Origin of the sequence: Flagellimonas sp. HMM57 (assembly GCF_021390175.1) — a bacterium.
Classification (GTDB): domain Bacteria; phylum Bacteroidota; class Bacteroidia; order Flavobacteriales; family Flavobacteriaceae; genus Flagellimonas.
In genome coordinates, this window is the sequence record NZ_CP090004.1 from 1,744,108 (window position 1) to 1,765,659 (window position 21,552).

General features: G+C 38.4%; 16 protein-coding genes. 8 read left to right on the forward strand and 8 right to left on the reverse strand.

Annotation, left to right across the window (positions count from 1 at the left end):
- Positions 1-17: 17 nt before the first annotated feature.
- From LV716_RS07760 to LV716_RS07790, 7 genes are all read right to left on the reverse strand, one after another.
- Positions 18-527, reverse strand: a complete 510-nt coding sequence (locus LV716_RS07760) for an N-acetyltransferase (protein ID WP_163417175.1) — start codon at positions 525-527, stop codon at positions 18-20.
- Between the two features lie 134 nt (positions 528-661).
- The gene (locus LV716_RS07765; RefSeq protein ID WP_163417176.1) at positions 662-1,393 is read right to left on the reverse strand and encodes an NAD(P)-dependent oxidoreductase; all 732 of its coding nucleotides are present in this window, start codon (positions 1,391-1,393) and stop codon (positions 662-664) included.
- Positions 1,394-1,550: 157 nt separating this feature from the next.
- Positions 1,551-2,003 carry a nuclear transport factor 2 family protein gene (locus LV716_RS07770; RefSeq protein WP_163417177.1) on the reverse strand — a complete coding sequence of 151 codons (453 nt, stop codon included), beginning with the start codon at positions 2,001-2,003 and terminating at the stop codon, positions 1,551-1,553.
- A gap of 159 nt (positions 2,004-2,162) precedes the next feature.
- Positions 2,163-2,771, reverse strand: a complete 609-nt coding sequence (locus tag LV716_RS07775; protein ID WP_163417178.1) for a hypothetical protein — start codon at positions 2,769-2,771, stop codon at positions 2,163-2,165.
- Between the two features lie 139 nt (positions 2,772-2,910).
- Entirely contained in the window at positions 2,911-3,843 is a 933-nt protein-coding gene (locus LV716_RS07780; protein ID WP_163417179.1) for a hypothetical protein, read from the reverse strand.
- 128 nt (positions 3,844-3,971) lie between these two features.
- Positions 3,972-5,108 (reverse strand): NAD-dependent epimerase/dehydratase family protein, encoded by a 1,137-nt coding sequence (locus LV716_RS07785; protein WP_163417180.1) that lies wholly within the window; start codon positions 5,106-5,108, stop codon positions 3,972-3,974.
- A 60-nt stretch (positions 5,109-5,168) separates the two neighbouring features.
- The gene (locus LV716_RS07790; protein WP_163417181.1) at positions 5,169-6,230 is read right to left on the reverse strand and encodes an AraC family transcriptional regulator; all 1,062 of its coding nucleotides are present in this window, start codon (positions 6,228-6,230) and stop codon (positions 5,169-5,171) included.
- A 195-nt stretch (positions 6,231-6,425) separates the two neighbouring features.
- On the opposite strand from LV716_RS07790, the gene LV716_RS07795 reads away from it, so the two are divergent.
- On the forward strand, positions 6,426-6,656 hold the full coding sequence (locus tag LV716_RS07795) for a hypothetical protein (RefSeq protein ID WP_163417182.1): 231 nt from the start codon (positions 6,426-6,428) through the stop codon (positions 6,654-6,656).
- 165 nt (positions 6,657-6,821) lie between these two features.
- Here the strand turns inward: LV716_RS07795 and LV716_RS07800 are convergent, their stop codons facing one another.
- On the reverse strand, positions 6,822-7,415 hold the full coding sequence (locus LV716_RS07800) for an RNA polymerase sigma factor (protein WP_163417183.1): 594 nt from the start codon (positions 7,413-7,415) through the stop codon (positions 6,822-6,824).
- Between the two features lie 103 nt (positions 7,416-7,518).
- Between LV716_RS07800 and LV716_RS07805 the strand changes: the two genes are divergently transcribed.
- The 7 genes from LV716_RS07805 to LV716_RS07835 all read left to right on the forward strand — a co-directional run bounded on the left by LV716_RS07805 (position 7,519) and on the right by LV716_RS07835 (position 21,541).
- Positions 7,519-8,685, forward strand: a complete 1,167-nt coding sequence (locus LV716_RS07805) for a FecR family protein (protein ID WP_163417184.1) — start codon at positions 7,519-7,521, stop codon at positions 8,683-8,685.
- A 149-nt stretch (positions 8,686-8,834) separates the two neighbouring features.
- The gene (locus LV716_RS07810) at positions 8,835-12,116 is read left to right on the forward strand and encodes a TonB-dependent receptor (RefSeq protein WP_163417185.1); all 3,282 of its coding nucleotides are present in this window, start codon (positions 8,835-8,837) and stop codon (positions 12,114-12,116) included.
- A 13-nt stretch (positions 12,117-12,129) separates the two neighbouring features.
- Positions 12,130-13,728, forward strand: a complete 1,599-nt coding sequence (locus tag LV716_RS07815) for a RagB/SusD family nutrient uptake outer membrane protein (protein WP_163417186.1) — start codon at positions 12,130-12,132, stop codon at positions 13,726-13,728.
- Between the two features lie 187 nt (positions 13,729-13,915).
- The gene (locus LV716_RS07820; RefSeq protein ID WP_163417187.1) at positions 13,916-15,643 is read left to right on the forward strand and encodes a family 43 glycosylhydrolase; all 1,728 of its coding nucleotides are present in this window, start codon (positions 13,916-13,918) and stop codon (positions 15,641-15,643) included.
- Positions 15,644-15,685: 42 nt separating this feature from the next.
- Positions 15,686-17,863, forward strand: a complete 2,178-nt coding sequence (locus LV716_RS07825; protein ID WP_233759260.1) for a Sip1-related alpha-galactosidase — start codon at positions 15,686-15,688, stop codon at positions 17,861-17,863.
- Between the two features lie 43 nt (positions 17,864-17,906).
- Positions 17,907-19,481 (forward strand): glycoside hydrolase family 28 protein, encoded by a 1,575-nt coding sequence (locus LV716_RS07830; RefSeq protein WP_163417189.1) that lies wholly within the window; start codon positions 17,907-17,909, stop codon positions 19,479-19,481.
- An 11-nt stretch (positions 19,482-19,492) separates the two neighbouring features.
- Entirely contained in the window at positions 19,493-21,541 is a 2,049-nt protein-coding gene (locus LV716_RS07835) for a hypothetical protein (protein ID WP_163417190.1), read from the forward strand.
- Positions 21,542-21,552: the final 11 nt, after the last annotated feature.

Below are 21,552 nucleotides of genomic sequence, written 5' to 3' on the forward strand. Positions count from 1 at the left end.
GTGTCAGGTTTTCCAGGTTATTTAATCTCTCTTTGAAAATAACATACTTCGCCTTGTTTATAATGATCAGGAAGTCCATTGGTATTTTCGAGCTTTTTGGTTCCTAAAAATTGAAAGCCATGTTTTTGGTAGTGGCCAATCAATCCCTTATTTAGACCGACCGTGTCCATTCTAATAAATTTGAGATTGTTTTCTTGGCCGTATGCATTGGCCCACCCAACTATTTTCCCCACAAGATTTTGACCTCGAAAATTGGGGTTGACTGCAATACGATGAATATAGATGGCAGACTCGTTGTTTTTGATACCCCAAATCAATTCATCGTTCAGTGCGGTTGCCCAAACGCAGACAATTTGGTCATCAATAAGCAATTTCCACTGCCTGTTTTCTTCAATTTCTGTCAAGACTAACTCCTGTTGAAATTCTGGCCAGGGAACTTGTTTTTTCGATTCCATGTAAGCGGAGGCGATTCGATATAACTCAAATATTTTGGGAATGTCGGTCAATTGGCTATTTTGTATTTCCATAATATTTTGGGTCGATCGCGCTTATACTATTAAGCACAGAAGTTAATTCGGAAACGAAAAAAGGGTTTCCTTTCAACATTCCTAAAATTAATAAATTAAGGACTTCTTAAAAAGCAATCAATGAAAACGAAGGGTCAATCTGCTTTGAGCTTAAAAAGTTCAAAAGCATCCGCTTTAGGAAGATACCCTACTTTTTCCCTTGATTCTGTTATGTCCAGTCTTTTGTGTCTGTTGTCTGAAATAGCGTTAAGAACCTCGTACTTTAGGTTTGGTGCCTCAATGCATCCAATTAACAATTGGTTAAAATCATCGGGATGTAAAAATGCGCTTAAATCCCGAGCGTTCATTTCGGTAAAGTCCTTTGGGAACTCGTAGGCACCAATTCGCAAGCATATTGCAGAGATGTTTTTGTTATGGGCGTAATACGCCGCCAAAGCCTCCCCAAAGCATTTTGAAACTCCGTAAATGTTTTTAGGTCTTACGTGCATGTCTTTATGTACTTGGATGTCGGTAGGATAGCTTTCGATGGTCTGGGCACTACTGGCAAAAATCAGTTTTTTGCATTTCGATTTAACAGCTGCCTTAAAAATATTTTGGGTTGTTCTTATGTTTGTTTCCAATAGTTCTTCCGATTCTGAAACGGGGTCGACCAATCCGGCCAAATGGACTACCGTATCGATTCCTTTACACAGTCTTAGGCAGACTGAAAAGTCCATTAAATCGGCCTGTTCAATGGTTACGTTATTGGTAAAGGTCTTGGCGTCTGTTACAATGTCCGCTGCGGTTATCTTGTATTTGTGATTGAAGTTGAGTATAAAATGTTTTGCTATTTTTCCAAAGCCTCCTGTTATCAGTACTTTTTTCATTGGATACAAGCTGTTTTTTAATCGAATACTTTTTGCTAAAAATAGTAACAATGACTAATGAATGCATTGAAATTTATGAATTGAAAAATTAAACGCTTCAATACTTTTTATTGAAAGATGTGTTCTGGGAATTGTCTTTCAAGTTGTCTTTCAAGATTTAATGGTCTTCAGAATTGTTAAACTGCCATAATACATTAACAAGCTGCCATTTCCCGTTGAGTTTTACAATATGCATATAATCGATCCAATCATCCGCAATGAGTTTTACCGAAGCAGTTTTATCATAAATATCGAGAATAATAACTTCTTTTTTAGGGTTGTCCGGAAAATTACTGCCGTCTTGATTGTAGGTTTCAGCAAGCAAAATCATGGCATCGGTAAACGTTTCCCTTAAATATTCCTTTCCTGTTTTTTTATCTGTCCAAAACGTCCTTTTTACCATTCTTGGATGGGCAGCACGCTCAAATTGCCCAGGTTCTACATTATGCTGGGATTCGATATAATCCAATGCCACTTGTTTAATGTCCGTAGAGTCTTTTTGGGATTGACCTTGGAGGTAAAAGTTGATGAGGAGAAAAAGGAATGTGGAAAGGATGATAGATCGTTTCATAGTTGCTATTTGCTCTAAATATGCTGTAATATATTGTATACTGGAAATTATGGGATTTAAATTACCAAATTTCGATATACAACCACCGATATTGGCAATTCTTTAAGTGTATTTGGGTGTCGTTGTTTTTATGATATGGCGAGCTTTATATCGTTAACTTCAGTCCAGTCTGTATTTGTCGTATTTTCTGATTAATTTTTTTGCTGCTGCCACCATCAATGTTTCTGCACTTGAATTAATACTGGGTACTGCATTATCATTATCAAAATGTGAATTTTCTGCTGTAGCCTTTCCCACTGCCTGTGACGAAGAGAATACCGTTGCAGAATTTAGGTCATAAATTAAGACAGCCACTGAGGATTGGTTGCTGGCACTGTAATATCCGTTCCCGTTATCGAACGATACCGTTCCAGCCCCATTGCTGACAATGGTTCCCTTAATGTTGATCAAGAAGTCACACCCAGAATCTTCCTTTAGTTTTTTCAATTCGGTTTTGGTGAGTTCAAACCCAACTTTTGGAGCGACAAGTTTTGTTGTCCGCAATGAATTCATATCAATTAATGAGTCACCTAGTATTGCCTTAAATTCTTTATAACTAGCATTGTACAGCTTGTTGTCAAAAACCTTTGAATTTGATTCAGTCATATTCATCAGCCATTTTCCCTTGCCAAAATCGAGTTGCTTTCCTGTATCAAAGAGATAGCTATACTTTCCACTAGTGCATGCACTTAAAATAATAGCCAGAAATAGAAAGTAGATTTTTTTCATTAGAGATATAAGTTAAAGTGGTCTTTTGTGATCGGTTGTTTGGATTAGTGTTTTGTAGGTTTTTTGCGCAGTGAAAATATGGCATCTAGAAATAGATGGCTTTGAATAAAGGTTTTTCACTACACTTAGCATTGTAGTATTATTCTTGGGCGTATATATAGTCTAACGTAATTGAGCTGTCTATGTTCACTCTTTTTATGGGGTAATCTTCCGAGTTGTATTCATAAGAAAATCGTTGATTTTCCAACCCTCCAAAATCATTGTTTTCAACAGTAAACCCAATAATGTTATTTGCATTGTTGAAAACATAGTTCTCGTCATAAAATAAAAACTCCCAACCACCAATTACATTGAGATAATTGATTAATAAAGAAAGATTGAGATAGCATTCTGATTTGAAAGGATTGTTTTTATCGTCATAGGCATAGGATAGTATGTTGGTCTGGTTCAGTGTTTTTTTACTCAAATTTCCATTGGAATATTCAAAGTCAATTTTAAAATCTATACTCTCCTGATAAAAAGCGATTATATTATTGTTTGAGCCCATTGTAATTTTTCTGTGCCTATTGTCAATTTGGTCAATAAAATCTATTTCAGGATCATTGTAGACAATATCATACTCTTGGTTTTTAACTTCGTCAGAGAAAGATTCTATTTTTACTATTTTATCGTTTTCGTTATAGGCAATACTAATTTCCTCGGTAGATGAGCTTTGGTTTTCTTCATTTACTTCCGTTATGGTCAATTTGGTAATATTGCCAGATTCATTTTGAAACCCCCATTTGGTCGTCTGACCAATGAAACCTATTTCCCATGATTCTATTGTACCATTTTGGTTTTTGAGAAAGGAGTTGTTAAAATCAGTAAAATCAAAAGAGTTTTCTTCTGTTGTAGCAGTAACATCTGAAGAAAGTTTACTTAAATAGCTTTTTGTCTCTTCTGCAGGTGTTTCAGGAATTACCTCTTCATTTTCTTTTCCTTCCTCATCGATTTCCATTTCAAGATTTGAATTTTCGGTAGTACAAGAAGAAAAACATATCAGTGTAAAAAATAGTGACAGTACACACTTCATTTTTGATTGCTTTAATGTTTGCCATCGGTTTTGTCTAACCTATAGCTAAGGTTAAAATAGTGGTTATTTTCGGAATGACCACAAACTTTAGCAATCCTATTTTGGACGGTTCCTCTAAACGTATTCTTTTATAAAGAAAGCCATTTTTTTAACACCTCCCTTTCCTTGTCCATAGCATAATATTTAAGCTGTTTTCCATTTACAACTTCCCCAAACCTAACGTCGTCTCTTGGATGCCTGCTTTTATAGCCATTTAATTGATCGGTTATCATTTCTACCATAGGTCTATTTACCAAGCCCGAGTGTATTGCTTTCTGAACGTTGAAATAGTAAGACCCCGCGGGTTTGGGCTTCCATAGCGGGACTATTTTATAAGGCAGGAGTCCATTTTGTATGAGAAAATCACCATCTATCCAATGAATTTTTTCAGGTACACCTGTAGCATGAACAAGACTGGACACATAGTCTTTAAAGGGTGTTGGGTCATGCGCTACATTAAATGCTCCATATATTTTTTGGTTGGCGCAATGTACTAGGAACCTTGTTAGGCTTTTTATATCCGTGAGCTGAATATGGTGGTCTTTGACCTTGGGCAATACAATTTCTCCGCCCCTTAAAAATCGAACTGGCCAAAAGGGTTCTTCATTTGGATCATCCGGATGTGAAACCCTAAAATCTTTCATTCCATGTGACCTGTACATGGTGTAATTGGTCGTCCTTTCCCTGATTGCTTCTTCGGCTAAGGTTTTTCTTATGGCGTACCTATGGTTTTCACTAATAGTTTTTGGAAATTTTGGAAGTGGATTTAAGGGTTCTGTCTCTTCAATAAATTTATTGTCCCATTTATCATAGACCGAAACAGTTGATATGTAATGGAAGTGACCAAATTGACCTTTAAATTCTTCAAGAAAATCGGACACTGCTTTTGGGGATTTTTGCCAGGTATCGACAACAATATCCCAATACTGGTCCTTATATTTCTTATCGATAGCTTTGAGCCCTTGTTTGTTTTCGGTCTCACGATCACAGATTATAATGGGGAGATTTTTGAACAACTGGGGATTTGTTTTCCCCCTGTTCAATAATGTAACCTCACAACCTGAGTTCAGAAATGCTTCAACGATGCTCGGACCAATTAATCCCCGCCCACCTAACATCAATACTTTTTTATTGATTTTTTCTTGAGCCCCAAAAGCACTAATGGGGTTGAGGAGTGTAAAGGCGGAGGCCGTTCCAAGGGTTTTGATAAAATCTCTTTTGTTCATGATCGGTTCACTTTTTCCAACAAAAAAAGAGACTTAGAAAGACATTTTGGATGTCCTTAATTAATCCGTACCAATTTCCTTTTTGTACTGCCCGGGAGTTTTGCCTGTTTCTTTCTTAAAACTACTGAAGAAAGTGGATTTTGAATTAAACCCACACTCATAACCCAAGCCCTCCAATGTTAGATTGTTGCTTTCTCTAATTCTTAACATAGCATATTCTATTCTTTTTGAGTTGACTAGATCATAAAAGGTTGAATTCATTTCTGAATTAATAATTTGAGAAAGATGATGCTTGGGAATGTTTAGGGTTTTTGATAAAGCGGATAGGGAAAAATCAGGCTGAAGGTATGCCTTATTTTCCCTAAAAAAAGTATGTATCATTTTTCGAAAATGGATGATATCTTCATTTTTAAGAGGACTGTTCCTGTATTTTTTACTATCCGAAAATGCTTCATAAGGCACTTCGGGCTTGTAGACCATACCATATTTTAAACCATAAAACCCTATAACGGTAACGAGTATTATATATCGTATTAAATCCCATATTTTAAAATACGGTACACCTACCATAAGCTCTACACTAAGTCTAATAACACCAACTCCAGTACTGATCAAGAATAGAATTGCGATAATCCTGATCCAGGAAAGATTGAGCATACGACCATCAGCTTTTTTGATATTCAATTTTAAAACACGCTTGTTGTAAGCATAGAGGATATAAATAGGGTAAAGGGTAACCGAAATTAACTTTGCGAACAATAGCGCTATCTGGTGGAACATTTCAAAATTTGGCTGAATAAGGAATCTAAACACTGTAAATAGAATGAATGGCATAAAGTGTAAAACATCCATTCGAGTGAAATCCTGATCAAAGATGGCTTTTGTATACATGAAAAAAAGTGGGCCATGTAAAAACCCAATGGTCATTAAAAAAATCTCGGCGCTAGGACTGGGACTTAACTCTTTGCCAACACTTATTGCTAGGTGGATAAAGAAGGTGAAAAACCAGAACATTAAAATAGTATCCGGTAGTTTTTTGTTCTTTTTGAGCAAAAGAAGGAGTATGAACAAAATACATTGTAGTGCTCCAATACCGGAAACTATAATCAGTTCATTAGACATTCGTACTCTAAAATTTATGTAAACTAAGGTATAATAATTCGAAGTAATCTACTTTTATACTGTACAGCGGTTAAGTTGGTAGTCACAGGTTATATGCGCTAATTTCTGGTTTAGTACACGCATTTATCCTTATTTACTACTATTGTGCATTTATAATTTTGGATAGAGTTTTATTAACAATCAACCATCCTTTACTTGTTTTCGGTAATTGAAGATAGTCATTATGAAAGAGGACAAACCATTTTAAAATCATATCCAATAGATATTTTTCTTTTGTTTGTTAAGGAGGGCTCTATTGTTCCATATGGACAAAAAATGCAATATGTGGACGAGATGCCAAATGCCCCTACAGACATTAGAATATATACAGAGAAAGACCCCCAGCTTACGTATTACGACGATGCACGCAAAAAATTAAAGATATGAAAAAGCACAGGTACTTTTAAAGCACAGGTCAAAAACAAAATATTTAGAATAACGACCATAGGTCCTTCTACGAAGAACAAACAGTTACAATATATTACTTACGATTACAAAGGGGATGCAATGGAGTTAAATCTGAAATAAAATTTTCGATGATGTTTTAAAAAGCTATGATAGTTGGTGTAATTGCCTTCTAAAATCAAACAAAAGAAATAGAGCAGCCTCAATTTTCGGCCCTAGTTTTTCTCCCAAGGTTTTAAATGCCCTTGACATATGTCCTTCTACTGTTTTGACAGAAACTCCCAAAAGTTCTGAAATTTCTAAATGGGTAAGGCCTTCTTTTTTGCTGAGTAAAAATATCCGTTTACATTTTTTAGGCAAATTCTCTATTTCCTTGTGCACTAGTTTGATCAGTTCATCAAAGTTTCGCTCATCATTTTCTACCACAAGATCTATGGCTTCCAAATATTTTTTTTCTAGGTAGATAACAGGCTTGTTCTTTCGATAATCATCGATGAACTCGTTGTAAACCGACTTGTACAAGAAGTTTTTTATAGCGTATTTGGGATTTATTTTCTTTCGGTTGATCCAAAGTTTTACAAATACATTCTGAACCAAATCTTCGGCTTTAGAATCATCTCCTGTCAAAGAATAGGCATAAACGCAAAGGTTTTGGTAAAATGAATCCATCAGGTAATCATATGCCTTGGAATCACCAGAACTTAATCTTTTTGCTAAAAGAATATCATTTTTAAAATCCATCTAAATAGGATATTCATAAAAATTATAATGCCAAAATAGGCATTTGTGAAAAAAAAGCAAAAAAATATAGAGGGGTAACAATATTTAATCCGTAATTATATAAATGAAAATGTTAAAAATCTATAAAACAATTGTAAAATTCCTTAATAAAGAAGCGAGCAGTAAAGAATTAGAAAATCTTGAAACTTCACTTAAGGATGCCAACAACATTCCACTATTTAATCAATTGGTGCGGATAGATTACATAATATCACTTTGCATGAAAAAGTATGATTTGGATAAAGCCAAAGAAGCAGTCAATATAAAACTTAAAACCAAGAAAAGGGAAAAGAGGCTGAATTACTTCAAGTATACATCTATAGCTGCTTCTATCGTATTGATAATCAGTATTTCTATTTACATAAATAACAATACCAGATCGGGAGGCGCCACTACAGACGTTTTGGTGAACCAAACAATTGAAAGTGGTTCAAACAAAGCGGTACTTACTTTGGAAAGTGGCAAAAAAATAGTTTTAGAGAAGGGTAAACAGTACAGAGGTGAAAACTTGAGCAGTAACGGAGAAGAAGTAGTGTACAGTTCTCAAAAAGATGTGGACAAAAAAGGGAAACAACGCTATAATTATCTATCGGTGCCAAGAGGGGGACAGTTTTTCTTAAAACTATCGGACGGAACGCAAGTCTGGGTCAATTCTGAAAGCAGATTAAAATATCCTATCAATTTTGTTTCGGGCGAAACTCGAAAAGTGGAACTTGAATATGGCGAAGCCTATTTTGAAGTTTCGCCTAGCGAGAAGCATAATGGGGCATCTTTTAATGTTAGCACAGGCTCTCAAGAAATACATGTTTTAGGGACAAAATTTAATGTTCGGGCAAATAGGGATGATAATGCCATCGTTACAACGTTGGCCGAAGGGAAGGTTAGGGTTGAAAAAAACAATAACCGCCAGCTTTTAAAACCCGATCAACAATCGATTATAAACGATGGCTCAAATCAAATTATCGTAGAGCATGTGGATGCTTCGGTCATTACTTCATGGGTACGGGGATTGTTCATTTTTGAAGATGAGTCGCTACATGAAATGATGGACGTGCTTTCTAGATGGTACAATGTTGAGGTTTTCTTCGAATCTGAAAAATTCAGGAATATTCCATTTACGGGCGTTCTCGAGAGAACAAAATCACTGAATCAGTTACTTGAGATTATTGAAGCTTCAAGTGAAGGTGAAGTAAAATTTGAAATTAAAGATAATGTACTACTTATAAAATAAAAGGAAAAGGCCAACACCTTGGACAGTACTAAGCCTTTTCCAAAGCTGATTTAACTAAAACAATGTTTAACTAAACCAAATGCTAATTTATGAAAATTACTTCAACTGGGAGGTCGTCCGGCTATGGACAAAACTTCCTACTGTATGTTATGAGAACATTCATTTTTCTTTGCTGCTCAATTAGTTTTGCTTTAAGCACTAATAAAAGTTTTGCGCAAAATGCAGATATAGCCATAAAGAAAGATAGAACACTAAATGTAAAACAAGCGTTTAAACTGATAAATAAACAGACCGACTACAAGTTTATTTACAGAAGTGATTTGCTGAAAAATGCACCCGAACTCTTTCTGGAAAAGGGAACCATTAAAGCAAAAATCCTATTGGATAGATTTTTAGGACCAATAAATTTTACTTACGCCTTCACCGATAATAACACAATTGTGGTGAAGAGAATGCCGGCTACTCCTATAATAAAGGATTCCGATGAAGAAATGCAACAGCAAGTTTCAGGTAGCGTAGTGGATGGGGCTGGAGTTCCCTTACCGGGAGCTACAATAATAGTTAAAGGGACCACAAATGGAACACAGACCGATTTTGATGGTAATTTTTCTATCGAGGTAGCGGATTCCAACGCTGTTTTGGTGATATCTTATGTTGGCTTCAAAGCTCAAGAGATTGTTGTTGGCGATCAAGCCCAAATAAATGTAAAGCTTCAAGAAGACTCTTCCCAATTAGATGAGGTTGTAGTAGTTGGTTACGGTACTGTGAGAAAAGCAGATGTGACGGCAGCAATCACTTCAGTTGCTGGCGATGAAGTAAATATTACCAAAGAGAGTAACCCTTTAGATGCCTTGGCCGGTAAGGCTGCAGGGGTAGATATACGGTTTACGACCAATGCGCCAGGCACCTCGCCCGAAGTATTGATCAGAGGACGAAGTTCTTTGAGTTTTTCAAATGACCCATTGTTTGTGGTTGACGGAATTCCCGTTTCTTCAGGTCTTGCAGATTTTAATCCAAACGATATTGAGTCCATTGATGTATTGAAAGATGCATCTGCTACGGCAATTTATGGGGCAAGAGGGGCCAATGGTGTTGTACTTATCACCACTAAGCGTGGTAAAGTGGGCAGGACGGAAATCAGTTATGATGCATATTACGGATTTTCGGAACCCTTTGAAAGAATACCAATGATGAATGCCCAACAATGGAGTCAATTACGTCTGGAATCATTGCGTACAGTGGCAGAAAGAAATGGAGACCCGGGACCATCTTTGGAAGAAGGTCTGTTTGCTCCACAATTAGAGGCTTTCAATGCTGGAATAGATACTGACTGGCAAGATCTTTTGCTGCAAAGCGGTTTGCAACAAAATCATCAAATCGGTGTTTTGGGTGGTACGGAAAAAGTACGCTATAATGTGTCAATGAACTATTTTGAACAAGAGGGAATAATCCAAGGATCGGCATTTGAGCGTTTGACCTTAAGAACCAATATTGATGTCAATGCAACTGAAAGATTAAAACTGGGCCTCTCACAACAAGTGGCTTTTTCTGATCGTGAGAACAGGAGGCATGGATCTTTAATTAATGTTATCTTTCAAAGTTTGCCTCTAGTCAGACCCTTTGAAGAAGATGGTACTACACCCACGACAGATCCATTGGGAGATGGTAATTACTGGAATCCTTTAAACGATTTGGTAGATGGAAACTATATAGACAACGATAGATTTTTCAATTATTTTGCTAATATTTTCGCCTCATACCAGCTTTCAGATAGTTTTAAATTTACCTTTAACTTCGGTCCTGAACTTCGATTTGAGCGTAGTAATGATTGGCGTAGTTCGCAAAGTACAGTAGGTAGAGGAGGTGAGAATAGGGCTAGGAAATTCAATAAGGCCACGACATCATACAACATTGATAATATTTTCGATTATAAAAAAACGTTCAATGACAAACATCGCTTGGATGCTACCGTGTTTTTCAACGTTCAGGATATTCAAGAGGAAGAGACCAGTGCCGAGGTCAGAGGAGTGCAGGCAGAAAGCTTTACGTTTAACAATCTAAGTGATTCTTCGGCAGAGAATAGGAGTGTTGACAGCAAGTTGGAACGGGAAAGATGGACTTCTATCGGAGGGCGTTTCTCTTATACGTACAAAAATAAGTATATCCTTGGGGCCTCTGCAAGATACGATGCATCCAACAAGCTGGCACCAGGTAATAAATGGGCTTTTTTCCCCGGTGTTTCGGGGGCATGGGTAATTAGCCAAGAAGATTTTCTATCGAATTCAAAAACAATAAATTTTTTAAAGGTTAGGGTGGGTTATGGTACCTCTGGTCGTAATACAATACCTGCTTTTAGCACACAGGGAACAATAACAAGAACCGAAGGCTCTTTCGATGACGTACCTGCGTTTGGATTTAGGCCTGATGAAATTGCCAACCCTGATCTTACATGGGAGATTACCTCTTCTCTTAATGCCGGACTTGATTTTGGGTTCTTTAATAACAGGGTTTCAGGAACGTTCGATTATTACAATGGCAAGACAACAGACCTTCTTTTAAACCAAAGGCTTCCAAGTACATCAGGTTTTACAGAAGTACTTCGTAATGTTGGAGAGACACAGAACAAAGGGTTTGAAATCACCTTGAATACGGTTAATGTGAAAGGAAAAGATTTTTCATGGTCCACCAACTTTAACTTCTCTCAGAATAGAAGCACTATTGCAGCTCTAGCTGATGGCAATACTGAAGATATTGGTAACCGTTGGTTTGTTGGGGAACAACAATCGGTCTACTTTGATCGTGTTTTTGATGGCATATGGCAATTGGATGAAGCTGAAGAAGCAGAGTCCTTTGGTAGAGAGGTTGGGCAGATCAAGTTGGCAGACTTGAATGAAGATGGTCAGATAAATGACGATGACCGTAGAATTGTTGGTTTTCGAGATCCCCAATGGACAGCAGGCCTTACCAACACCATAAACTTCAAAGGATTTGATTTCTCTGTTGTTGCTCTTACCAGACAAGGCCATACCATTCGTCAACGTGCGTTGTTTGCGAACAATTCGTTGGTTGGAAGGAGCAATAATGTTCTAGTTGATTATTGGACGCCAGAAAACCCTAGCAACAGTTTTCCAAGACCTGACGATGATCGGCAAGGGCCCAGGGACGAAGGCGCTTCAAATTACTTTGACGGATCTTACATAAGAATTCGAAATATTACTTTGGGATATAGCTTTAATGAGATATTCTTAAATACAATAGGCTTACAAAAATTAAGATTTTATGTAACCGCACAAAACCCATTTCTATTTAGATCTGATGACCGCTTAATTGATGGGGTAGATCCTGATGTTGCTGATGGAGGTACTGACGATACTGATGAATGGCTGCCAAGTCCCCGTACTATTTTATTTGGTTTAAGTACTACTTTTTAAAAACAACTTTAACATGAAAACAATGAAATTTATAAAAACTATAGCGTTGATAGCGGCATTGGTCTTTATTTCGTGCGAAGAATACCTAGAAGAAGAGCTTACCGGAGAAGCAACTGGAGGTGTTTTCAATACAGCCGAAGGCATTGATTTTGCCCTGAATGGGGCTTATTCATCTTTTACTGAATTAATGGGTAACGGTAATAACAGGGAAGATGGCTGGACGTTGACCACGCTCGGTACCGATACCTTTCAAAATGGTTCAGATGGAGGGAATAAAAGATACAATAGATATGACGCAGACCTCAATGCAGATCACGGAGTGCTTATAGCAGCTTGGGATGATTTGTATCGTGGAATCAATACAGCAAATGTAGTCATCGGACGTGCTCCTAATGTAATCGAAGATACAGATGAGTTAAACAACATTCTTGGACAGGCCCGTTTTTTACGAGGGTACTATTATTATTGGTTGGTTCGTCAATGGGGTCCCGTACATTTAACGACAGAAGAAACTTCAGGAGTAGAAACCGAGGCCAATAGAACTCCAGTTTCCGAAATCTATGCTCAGATTATTGCCGATTTACAATTTGCCATAGATAATCTTCCAGAAATGCAAAGTGATCGTGGGCGTATTACTTCGTGGGCTGCCAAGACAGCTATGGCAGAAGTCCATTTAACCAATGGGGATTATGATTTGGCTGCAGAATTTGCCGAAGATGTCATCGACAATGGTCCTTTCTCATTGGTTAAGCCGTTTTCTGATTTATGGAAATTGGAAAATCATGATGATAATTCTGAAGTCATTTATTCTGTGCAATTTGCTGCGGATCGTTTATTTGACGCTACGGGAAACCCTGCACATCTGTTCTTTTTAATGGAATATGATAGAAGAAACGGTATGAGAAGAGATTTGCAGAATGGGAGACCATTTAAGAGATTCAAACCAACAAGTTACTTGTTAGAACTTTTTGACGATGAAGATCAACGTTATGATGGAACTTTCAGGAGTGTTTGGTTTGCAAATAACCCCGACAATTTACCAGATGGGCTTGCTATTGGAGATACAGCGGTTTATCTGCCCAGAATTGCTTTGTCGCCAGAGGAAAAGGAAGTGAGACCTTTTGCCAACGAAATTTATAATAGGGATGAACTTACTGAAAGAATCTACCCTTCAGTGAAAAAATGGGAGCAGCCCAATAGAATAGATGTCAATTCAGATTCGGGCGATCGCGACTTCATTGTGTATAGATATGCTGATGTCCTGTTAATTGCTGCGGAGGCAAATGCTTTAAAAGCTTCACCTGATCAAACCAAGGCGCTACAATACCTGAATGAAGTACGTATGCGGGCCTATAATGTTGACAATGTTGGAGCATTGCCCTCTATTGATGCGGTTGATGTTGATGTGATTTTAGAAGAAAGAGCAAAAGAATTTGTTGCAGAAGGAAAGCGATGGTTTGATTTGGTACGAACTGGTAAATTGGTGGAACGTGTAAGACTACATAATCCGGGAGGCGCATCTAACATACAGGATTTTCATGTCTTGCGTCCCATCCCATTGACACAGATAGATAGAACATCGAATGATTACCCCCAAAATCAAGGTTATTAAAAATAGTTTTGAGTTAGTTTAGTTTGAATTTAGTTTTTATTCAAGAACCCTTCCCTTTTGATGGGGGGAAGGGTTTTATCGCTCTAAAATAACTATATCTGCAATCAATGCACAGAAATCTATTGGTCTGGTTTTCAAGTCCAATATGTAAGATTCCCTATCGGAAATATGAAAAATGAGTTGTACTATGTATTTGAAATCAATACAAAAGTTGATTGCGAATAGTTTATTGCTTAGGCAAGAGCTGGTCGTATTAACAATATTTATCGGTACACATGGATACTGCCAAAGCACTAAGGTGTATTCCAATCCTGTGATTCAAGGGGATTGGAGCGACCCTGGGGTGGTACGTGTTGGTGAAGATTACTATACGGTCCGTTCAACTTTTGGATGGATGCCGGGTTTACATATTGCCCATTCAAAAGATTTGGTACACTGGGAATATCTTGGGTTTGCCGATGTGGCAAATGCTTCAAATATGCCAAGTGGCATTACGGATGCTGGTGTTTGGGGTTCCGATATCGGCTATAATCCCCACACAAAAACGTTTCTGGTATATGCTCCCGTAAGGGATGATATTCAGGTTTTTTACGCTAAAGATCCAGCTGGGCCATATACAGATGGAGGTGTCGTGACCAAAGGGTATGACCCAGGTTTTTTTGTGGACGATGATGGTAGCATGTATCTGACCAAAACGGGGGGCAATATCTACAAATTGACTTCGGATGGATTGCGAATCGATGGCCCTCCCATAGCAGAAGTTTCAGGAGGAGAAGGTCCAGAGATTTTCAAACGTAACGGCTATTACTACTATCTGATTTCACCGGGAGGCACCCGGCCGTATCAACATCATAAAATAATGAGTTATCGGGCGAAGTATTTATCGGGACCTTGGGAAGAAGATCCAAACAACCCCGTCATGTATGCACCACATACCACGAACGCAAAACTGCAGGGGCCGGGACACGGAGAGGTATTCCAAACCCAAAATGGAGAATGGTATTTGACGTATCATGCCTATGAACTTTCACACTACAGTCTTGGACGCCAAACATGTTTGGAACCCGTAATATGGTCAGAAGATGGCTGGTGGAAGCCAAAGAACAAAAAAGTCCCAAGTGAACAAAATGCTTTTCCATCGCTACAACCCGTAAAGCATGAACTTCAGGATTCCGATGATTTCAACGCTCCTATTTTAGGAAAACAATGGTTTTTTCATACCAAACCAGATTATAGTGGTAAATCGTGGAGCCTCAATGAAAACCCAGGATATCTTCGAATAAAAACACAACAAGGTGATATAGGCTCGCAAAACGTGAGGAAAGGATTGTTTCTACAACGCGTAATCCGGAAAAAATTTGATATCACTTCAACAGTAACTTTTGATGCCACTGAAAATGGTGAGGCAGCGGGAATTCACCTTTACCATGATCCCAATAGGAGTATCTGGCTCACTTCTACATATGCTGATGGCAAAAAGGTCATTGAAATAGGCTACTACGACAAATTATTTCCATCCCATTTGAATCCTGGAACCTTAAAAGATCCAGAAATACATAAGATTTTGAGTACCATCCCTGCTACCAAAAAAATAGTAAAACACATTGAAAACAACTATGGTAATACCGTCCATTTAAAGATGAGCATTGATGGAAATGAAACGGTATCCTTTGCAGTTAGTGGAAATGGAAAGACTTGGAAAACCTTGGGCTCATCAATTTATTTTGGTGATTCGTGGCATTATGTTAGACAAGGAAAAGCCCGGGGAGTTCCCGATTTAGGCTGGGTCGGTGTTGGGAGGCAAAATGTCTGGACAGGAACAGTTATGGGAGTATTTGCCTGCGGCGGTAGTTCGACCCTATCAAAAAATGCTGATTTTCAAAAGTTTACTGTTATCAACAAAGATTTGCCATGAAAAAAATAAAGCCATCATTTCAACAAAATTATTAATACAGTCATGATTTTGAACATGTTTAAAAGTATACTAACCCTATTAGTACTTGCCAATGTCCTGTACTCATGCTCACAAGAAAATATCTTACAAGTGCATGATGGGGAATCAGGAATTAACATATCCTTTAAGGGCATAGACAGGCTTACTGGATTAAAAGTTGCCGGCCCTGCATATGCCAATGAAAGTACGAATCCAATAGATGCAAAGATTGTTGGAGATTTTGTAGCGGTCAGATTAACCACAAAAGGAGATCCAATCAATGGTCCCGAAGAATTCTATGGTTCGTTTTTTGATTCGATTCCAGGATTTGAAAAGGGCATTACCTTGTGGAGATATAAACCTTGGAATGCTTGGACAAAACCAATATTGATCAATGGTCCCGATGAAATTGAAGATTGGGACGTGCAGTTTTTTTATTGGCGATATGATGATGGTCTGTACGGTTCTGTAATGCCCATGAGTGGTAACGGGTATCGAACTACGCTTGGAAAAAAAGATGGGAAATTTGGTGCTAAATCTACAAGTTTAGGACCACCGGAAGCAAATATGGATACCGTTCCGCAAATGCTTATCGGTTTTGGGGATGACCCGTATGAACTGTTCAGATTGCTTTATAAGACAGGAATAACTGAAATGGGTATGCCTGAAAATATGCAGGAAAAGAAACCCTATCCCGAAAGAATGGATTTTATTGGATGGTGTACTTGGAATGCCTCGGATAACGGGAAACAACTAACGGAAGATTTTGTTGTAGAATCGGTCAAAACATTTACCGATAACGATTTTCCTTTGGGATGGGTCATGATCGATGACGGGTGGTTCGACCACAAGAACAGAATGCTGAACTCCTTACGTCCTGATCCCGAGAAATTCCCGAAAGGGTTCACCGCTATGAACAAAAGATTAAAAGAAGAGTGCGGTATTGAAGAAATAGGAGTTTGGCATACGCTTAATGGGTATTGGAACGGCATCAATATTGACTCCGAACTTGGCGAAAAGTATAAGGATGAGTTATTTTCTTGGGAAACAAAACCATGGGCCGTACCATCGGATTCCCTGGATTCAAAAACCTATCATTTTATAAAACCCGATAGCCCTGCATTACCTGAATTTTATCAGGAAATGCACCAATACTTCAAAGACGAAGGCTTTTCTTTTTTAAAAGTAGACAACCAGTTGGTCACAGAGCAAATGGCGCCTAAAAATTATCCTGTATTTACCTTAAGTAAAAAAATGCACAAAGCTCTCTACAATTCTGCTGATGAGTTTTTTGATGGTACCATAATCAACTGTATGAACATGACCGCAGAGGCATACCTAAACTTTGGAACTTCTGCTGTGGCAAGGTCAGTAGAAGATTATTTTCCTGCCGAAGAAGAAAGCGGTGTCGGCTACAAATTACCCTATGGAAATGCTGCGGTTCATTTGGTAATGGGACTCTACAACTCGCTCTATTTTCAACACATGGTGTATCCCGATCTCGACATGTTCGAGTCATACAATCCAGATGGAGAATTTCATGCACTGGCCAGGGCAATGAATAACGGACCTGTTTATATTACGGATAAACCCGGAGAGCAGGATTTTGAAATTCTTCGAAGACTCTGCTATTCCGATGGTCGGCTTATTCGTCCTTCCAAGGCTCTGACCCCAACACAGGATTGTTTGTTCCAAATTCAAGAAGCCAAACCGTTCAAGGCCTTTTCAATGAGTGGCAATGTAGGCTTATTGGGCGTCTGGAACATGGCCGATACTGATACTGTAGAGGGGCAAATTTCCGCCAATGATGTTTATGGTATCGATGGAGATGAATTTATTGTTTATGAGTACTTCTCCAAAATGCATTGGAATCTAAAAAGGGATGATACTCTAGATGTTATGTTATCACGGATGCAGACACAATTATTTTTTATAATCCCCGCCAAAGAAAACGTGGGGGTATTGGGATTGGTCGATAAATACAATGCCCCAGGAACCATTTTGGATACTAAAATCACTAAAAAATCCTTAAAGACTACCCTTGCCGACCATGGATTGTTCAGTGCCATTATCCCCAAGACGCCTAAAAGCGTTGAAGTGGACGGTTCTGTAGTGGGTTTCAACTTTGACGACGAGCTATTGACCGTAGAAATTATCAAAGAAGATGAACGTAAAAACCATACTGTTGAGGTTCAATGGTAAAAGAGAACATTTAAAATATGATTAAGAGGTTAAAACAAGAGCTATGAATTCAAACCAAAAACATTTTTTACTATTCCTATTGACCGTTTTTTTAATAGGATTGTACAGTAACAAATCTTTCGCACAAAAACCCAAGGAATACAATATCATGAAATACGGGGCGGTACCAGATGGGAAAACGTTAAATACCGAAGCTATTCAAAAGGCGATTGACAAAGCTACATCTAAAGGTGGGGGGAAAGTGATTGTCCCAGAGGGAAAATTTCTCACGGGGACACTAGAACTAAAGTCCAATGTTGAGCTCCACGTTCGTGAAAACGCAACGCTATTGGGTAGCACGATCCCGAGTCACTACAGAAGATTGGAAATGGACGGCAGGCCAGAGAGCCCAAAAAAAGATGATAACTCACAGTTGGCACTGATCGTTGCATATAAAGTCGATAATATTTCTATTTCAGGAGGTGGAACTATCGACGGACAAGGTAGGGCTCTGGCCTTGGCGGTTGATAGCCTTCATCATGCAGGTATTGCCATTGATCCCAATTATAATAAAGGAGGAAGGCGTCCCAATGAAAAAATGAGACCAAAATTAACGCGTATCTCTACCTGTAGAGATGTTACTTTTTCAAAAACGAAATTTAGAAACTCAGCTTCTTGGGGCCTCTCATTTGAGTTATGCACAAATCTCACATTAGACGGAATAGATATCAATAACCAGGCATATTGGAACAATGATGGTATGGATATTACGGACTCCAAGAATGTTAAGGTCATCAATTGTAATGTAAACTCGGCAGATGATGGCATTTGCTTAAAATCCTACTACCCTAATTTCTTTAATGACGGGGTGCTTATTGAAAATTGTACGGTACGTTCCAGTGCCAGTGCCATAAAGTTTGGAACCGCATCTTTGGGTGGTTTTAAGAATGTGACCATAAAGGATATTAAAGTCTACGATACATTCCGGTCCGCAATCGCCATTGAGTCCGTTGACGGAGGCGTTATCGAAAATATAAACGTATCAAATATAGTTGCGGAAAATACGGGCAATGCAATTTTCATACGATTGGGCCATCGTAGTGGAGAAAAACCAGGTAGTATAAAGAACGTACATATCAAGGATATGAAAGTTGAGGTTCCATTTTTACGCCCAGACATTGACTACGACCTTAGGGCTTGCGATTGTGGCGACAACCATAATGTATACCCTTCGTCCATTACAGGCATACCGGGTCACAACGTGGAAAATGTTGTTTTAGAGAATATTGAAATCTCATATCCCGGTAGAGCTTCAAAAGCGCAGGCCTACATGCCGTTACATAGGTTGAACGAAGTTCCAGACAAGATTAGGAGCTATCCTGAGTTTTCAATGTTTGGGGAATTGCCCGCTTGGGGGTTTTATGTACGGCATACCAAAGGAATACAACTCAACAATATTACCCTTAGACTAAAGGATTCAGATTTTAGGCCGGCATTTGTATTTGATACCGTGGAAGAAATCAACTTTAAGGAATTGGCATTGCCGGAAAAAAAACAGAAAGACCAGATTGTATTAAAGAACCATTCAAATTTTAAAATGACACCTGAAAACACCAATCAGGTTAGAATAATCGAATAAAGGCCAGTTGAATGCTTAGAGAATACATCCAACACATATTCCTTTTAGGAATCCTTGCTTGTCATTTTTCCATTTTTGCCCAGTCAGGAACGGTGGTTTACAGCGAAGATTTTACTAATGGAGCCAATGGTTGGATGCCTTTTGGCCCAAATGGTGCATCCGGACTTTTTAAGGCCGTTGAAGGAAAGCTTAAAGTCAGCTTAGAAAGTGGAGACATTTATGGAGCGTATTATTCAAGTGCTGATTTCTCAGGGCACTTTGAAGTTGAAGTGGATTTTCTTGAAGACTCTGGTGTTGCATTGGGTTTGATAAAATCGACTAATGGAAAGCCTAGTTCTGATGACTATGCCATGATAACCATCACAAGAAATAATGATGGTATAATAGAAATCAAACTAGTCGATGAACAAGAAGGAAAAAAGGATGTTTTTGATAACACAGGTTTGGCAAAAAGAGCTAGATATACGCATTTGCTCACTGGCCAAGAATATTCCGTTCCTTATACCAAAACAGCAAAAAAGCTTCGGATACTGAGACACGATGGAGAAAAGTTCTTGCATTTCTACTATGCGGTTGAAAAACAAGTTGATGGAGTGGTTTACCAAGACTGGATGGAATTGGCCCCTTCAAAAGAATGGGGCGATTTATCACAACCCTATTTTATCGGGGTTTTCTCTCTTGATGAAACCGTGCATGTTGATAGCATCAAAGTCACCCAACGGCCCATCAAAGATCAAAAAGATACAGAAACCGGATTTGCCGTAACAAAAAGACCGTTTACATGGTCAGGGTATACCGCCCCTGCGTTAGTGGTCACTTTTGGCGACAAATTCCCATTTGCTAAAGATGACCATAAGTTTGTGTTCTGGGAATTAATGAACAATGTTCCTGCATGGCATTTAAACAACACTTCTCTATTTACATATGGTTTTGTAGAAACCTGGAACGGTGGAAATCCGGGATGCCATGAACCCATGTCGGATAGATTAAGAGCATACACCAATTTAGAGATTGTGAAAGATAATGCAGTACGCAAAATCATCAAGTGGTCCTATAAGCTTGTAGACCCTGATTATAAACATCCAGACAATGGCAAGGGAAAACAATTGCCAGAGGTAACGGAATATTATAGCATTTATGCTGATGGCAGTATTATAAGAAAAATCCAATATGCCCCAAAACTGGATACCAACTTTAGAAACTGGCATGAACTAATGGAAATGATGGTCATAGCTGGAGAAAACAACAGACCTGCCAAGTTACTGGAATATCCATCGCTCACGTTCTATGAACAAGGCAAAGCGCCCGAGCAGTACAACAACGAAAGTGATAGAAAATTTCGAAACGATAGTCAAAGACTGGGAGCAACTACAATGATAGCCCACGTAAAAGGAGCGCCTGATCTGTTCAATTCTTTTAGCGATGATGTCAGAGTTCCCTGGACATATTCCGGCTGTCCCCTCAACTATGAGATTACATGGCATGATAGGAAAAATAATTTTGGGCACTGGCCCGTGAACAAAGAACCCTACCAGCACCCCTTTAAATCAGGGTCAACATGGCCGGAGCATATTGCGCACACATCCTTAGTAGGTATGGGCGTGTACTTAGGTCAGGATTGGGAGGATAATTTTCTGGTGGCAAAGAACGGTAGAAAATACAGGCAATGGTTATCGCTACTAGGCATGAGCGATGAAAGGGAAGGTAGTATTGCAAAAGAAAAAACCGATTCATGGCTCTACCCAGGAACTATAAAAGTGCTGGGTGCTTCATGTTCGTTTACTGGATATAGTCATGAGAATAAATACTTTGAATTCGAAAACAAGGCGAAGGCGTCCCAATGCAATTTCAGGATAACACCGAAAACAAAACTGATAAATCCGATTTTTAAAATCAACAAATGGAACAATAGCAATGTCCATGTCCATATCAATGATAAACCGTTGCCTTCATCCGATTTTATTACAACATTGAACAAGCACGGAGATTTGCTTTTGATAGTATTAAAAACATACGAAAACGATGTTCGAGTAAAAGTTTTTTCAACAATTCTTAAATAACATATTTGATT

What these genes read in the sequence shown, in the direction of transcription:
- LV716_RS07790 (WP_163417181.1), bottom strand. Translation starts at nt 6,230, where the DNA reads ATGTCTAATGAACTGATTATAGTTTCCGGTATTGGAGCACTACAATGT.
- LV716_RS07830 (WP_163417189.1), top strand. Translation starts at nt 17,907, where the DNA reads ATGAATTCAAACCAAAAACATTTTTTACTATTCCTATTGACCGTTTTT.
- LV716_RS07765 (WP_163417176.1), bottom strand. Translation starts at nt 1,393, where the DNA reads ATGAAAAAAGTACTGATAACAGGAGGCTTTGGAAAAATAGCAAAACAT.
- LV716_RS07775 (WP_163417178.1), bottom strand. Translation starts at nt 2,771, where the DNA reads ATGAAAAAAATCTACTTTCTATTTCTGGCTATTATTTTAAGTGCATGC.
- LV716_RS07835 (WP_163417190.1), top strand. Translation starts at nt 19,493, where the DNA reads ATGCTTAGAGAATACATCCAACACATATTCCTTTTAGGAATCCTTGCT.
- LV716_RS07800 (WP_163417183.1), bottom strand. Translation starts at nt 7,415, where the DNA reads ATGGATTTTAAAAATGATATTCTTTTAGCAAAAAGATTAAGTTCTGGT.
- LV716_RS07815 (WP_163417186.1), top strand. Translation starts at nt 12,130, where the DNA reads ATGAAAACAATGAAATTTATAAAAACTATAGCGTTGATAGCGGCATTG.
- LV716_RS07825 (WP_233759260.1), top strand. Translation starts at nt 15,686, where the DNA reads ATGATTTTGAACATGTTTAAAAGTATACTAACCCTATTAGTACTTGCC.
- LV716_RS07770 (WP_163417177.1), bottom strand. Translation starts at nt 2,003, where the DNA reads ATGAAACGATCTATCATCCTTTCCACATTCCTTTTTCTCCTCATCAAC.
- LV716_RS07780 (WP_163417179.1), bottom strand. Translation starts at nt 3,843, where the DNA reads ATGAAGTGTGTACTGTCACTATTTTTTACACTGATATGTTTTTCTTCT.
- LV716_RS07820 (WP_163417187.1), top strand. Translation starts at nt 13,916, where the DNA reads ATGTATTTGAAATCAATACAAAAGTTGATTGCGAATAGTTTATTGCTT.
- LV716_RS07805 (WP_163417184.1), top strand. Translation starts at nt 7,519, where the DNA reads ATGAAAATGTTAAAAATCTATAAAACAATTGTAAAATTCCTTAATAAA.
- LV716_RS07785 (WP_163417180.1), bottom strand. Translation starts at nt 5,108, where the DNA reads ATGAACAAAAGAGATTTTATCAAAACCCTTGGAACGGCCTCCGCCTTT.
- LV716_RS07810 (WP_163417185.1), top strand. Translation starts at nt 8,835, where the DNA reads ATGAGAACATTCATTTTTCTTTGCTGCTCAATTAGTTTTGCTTTAAGC.
- LV716_RS07760 (WP_163417175.1), bottom strand. Translation starts at nt 527, where the DNA reads ATGGAAATACAAAATAGCCAATTGACCGACATTCCCAAAATATTTGAG.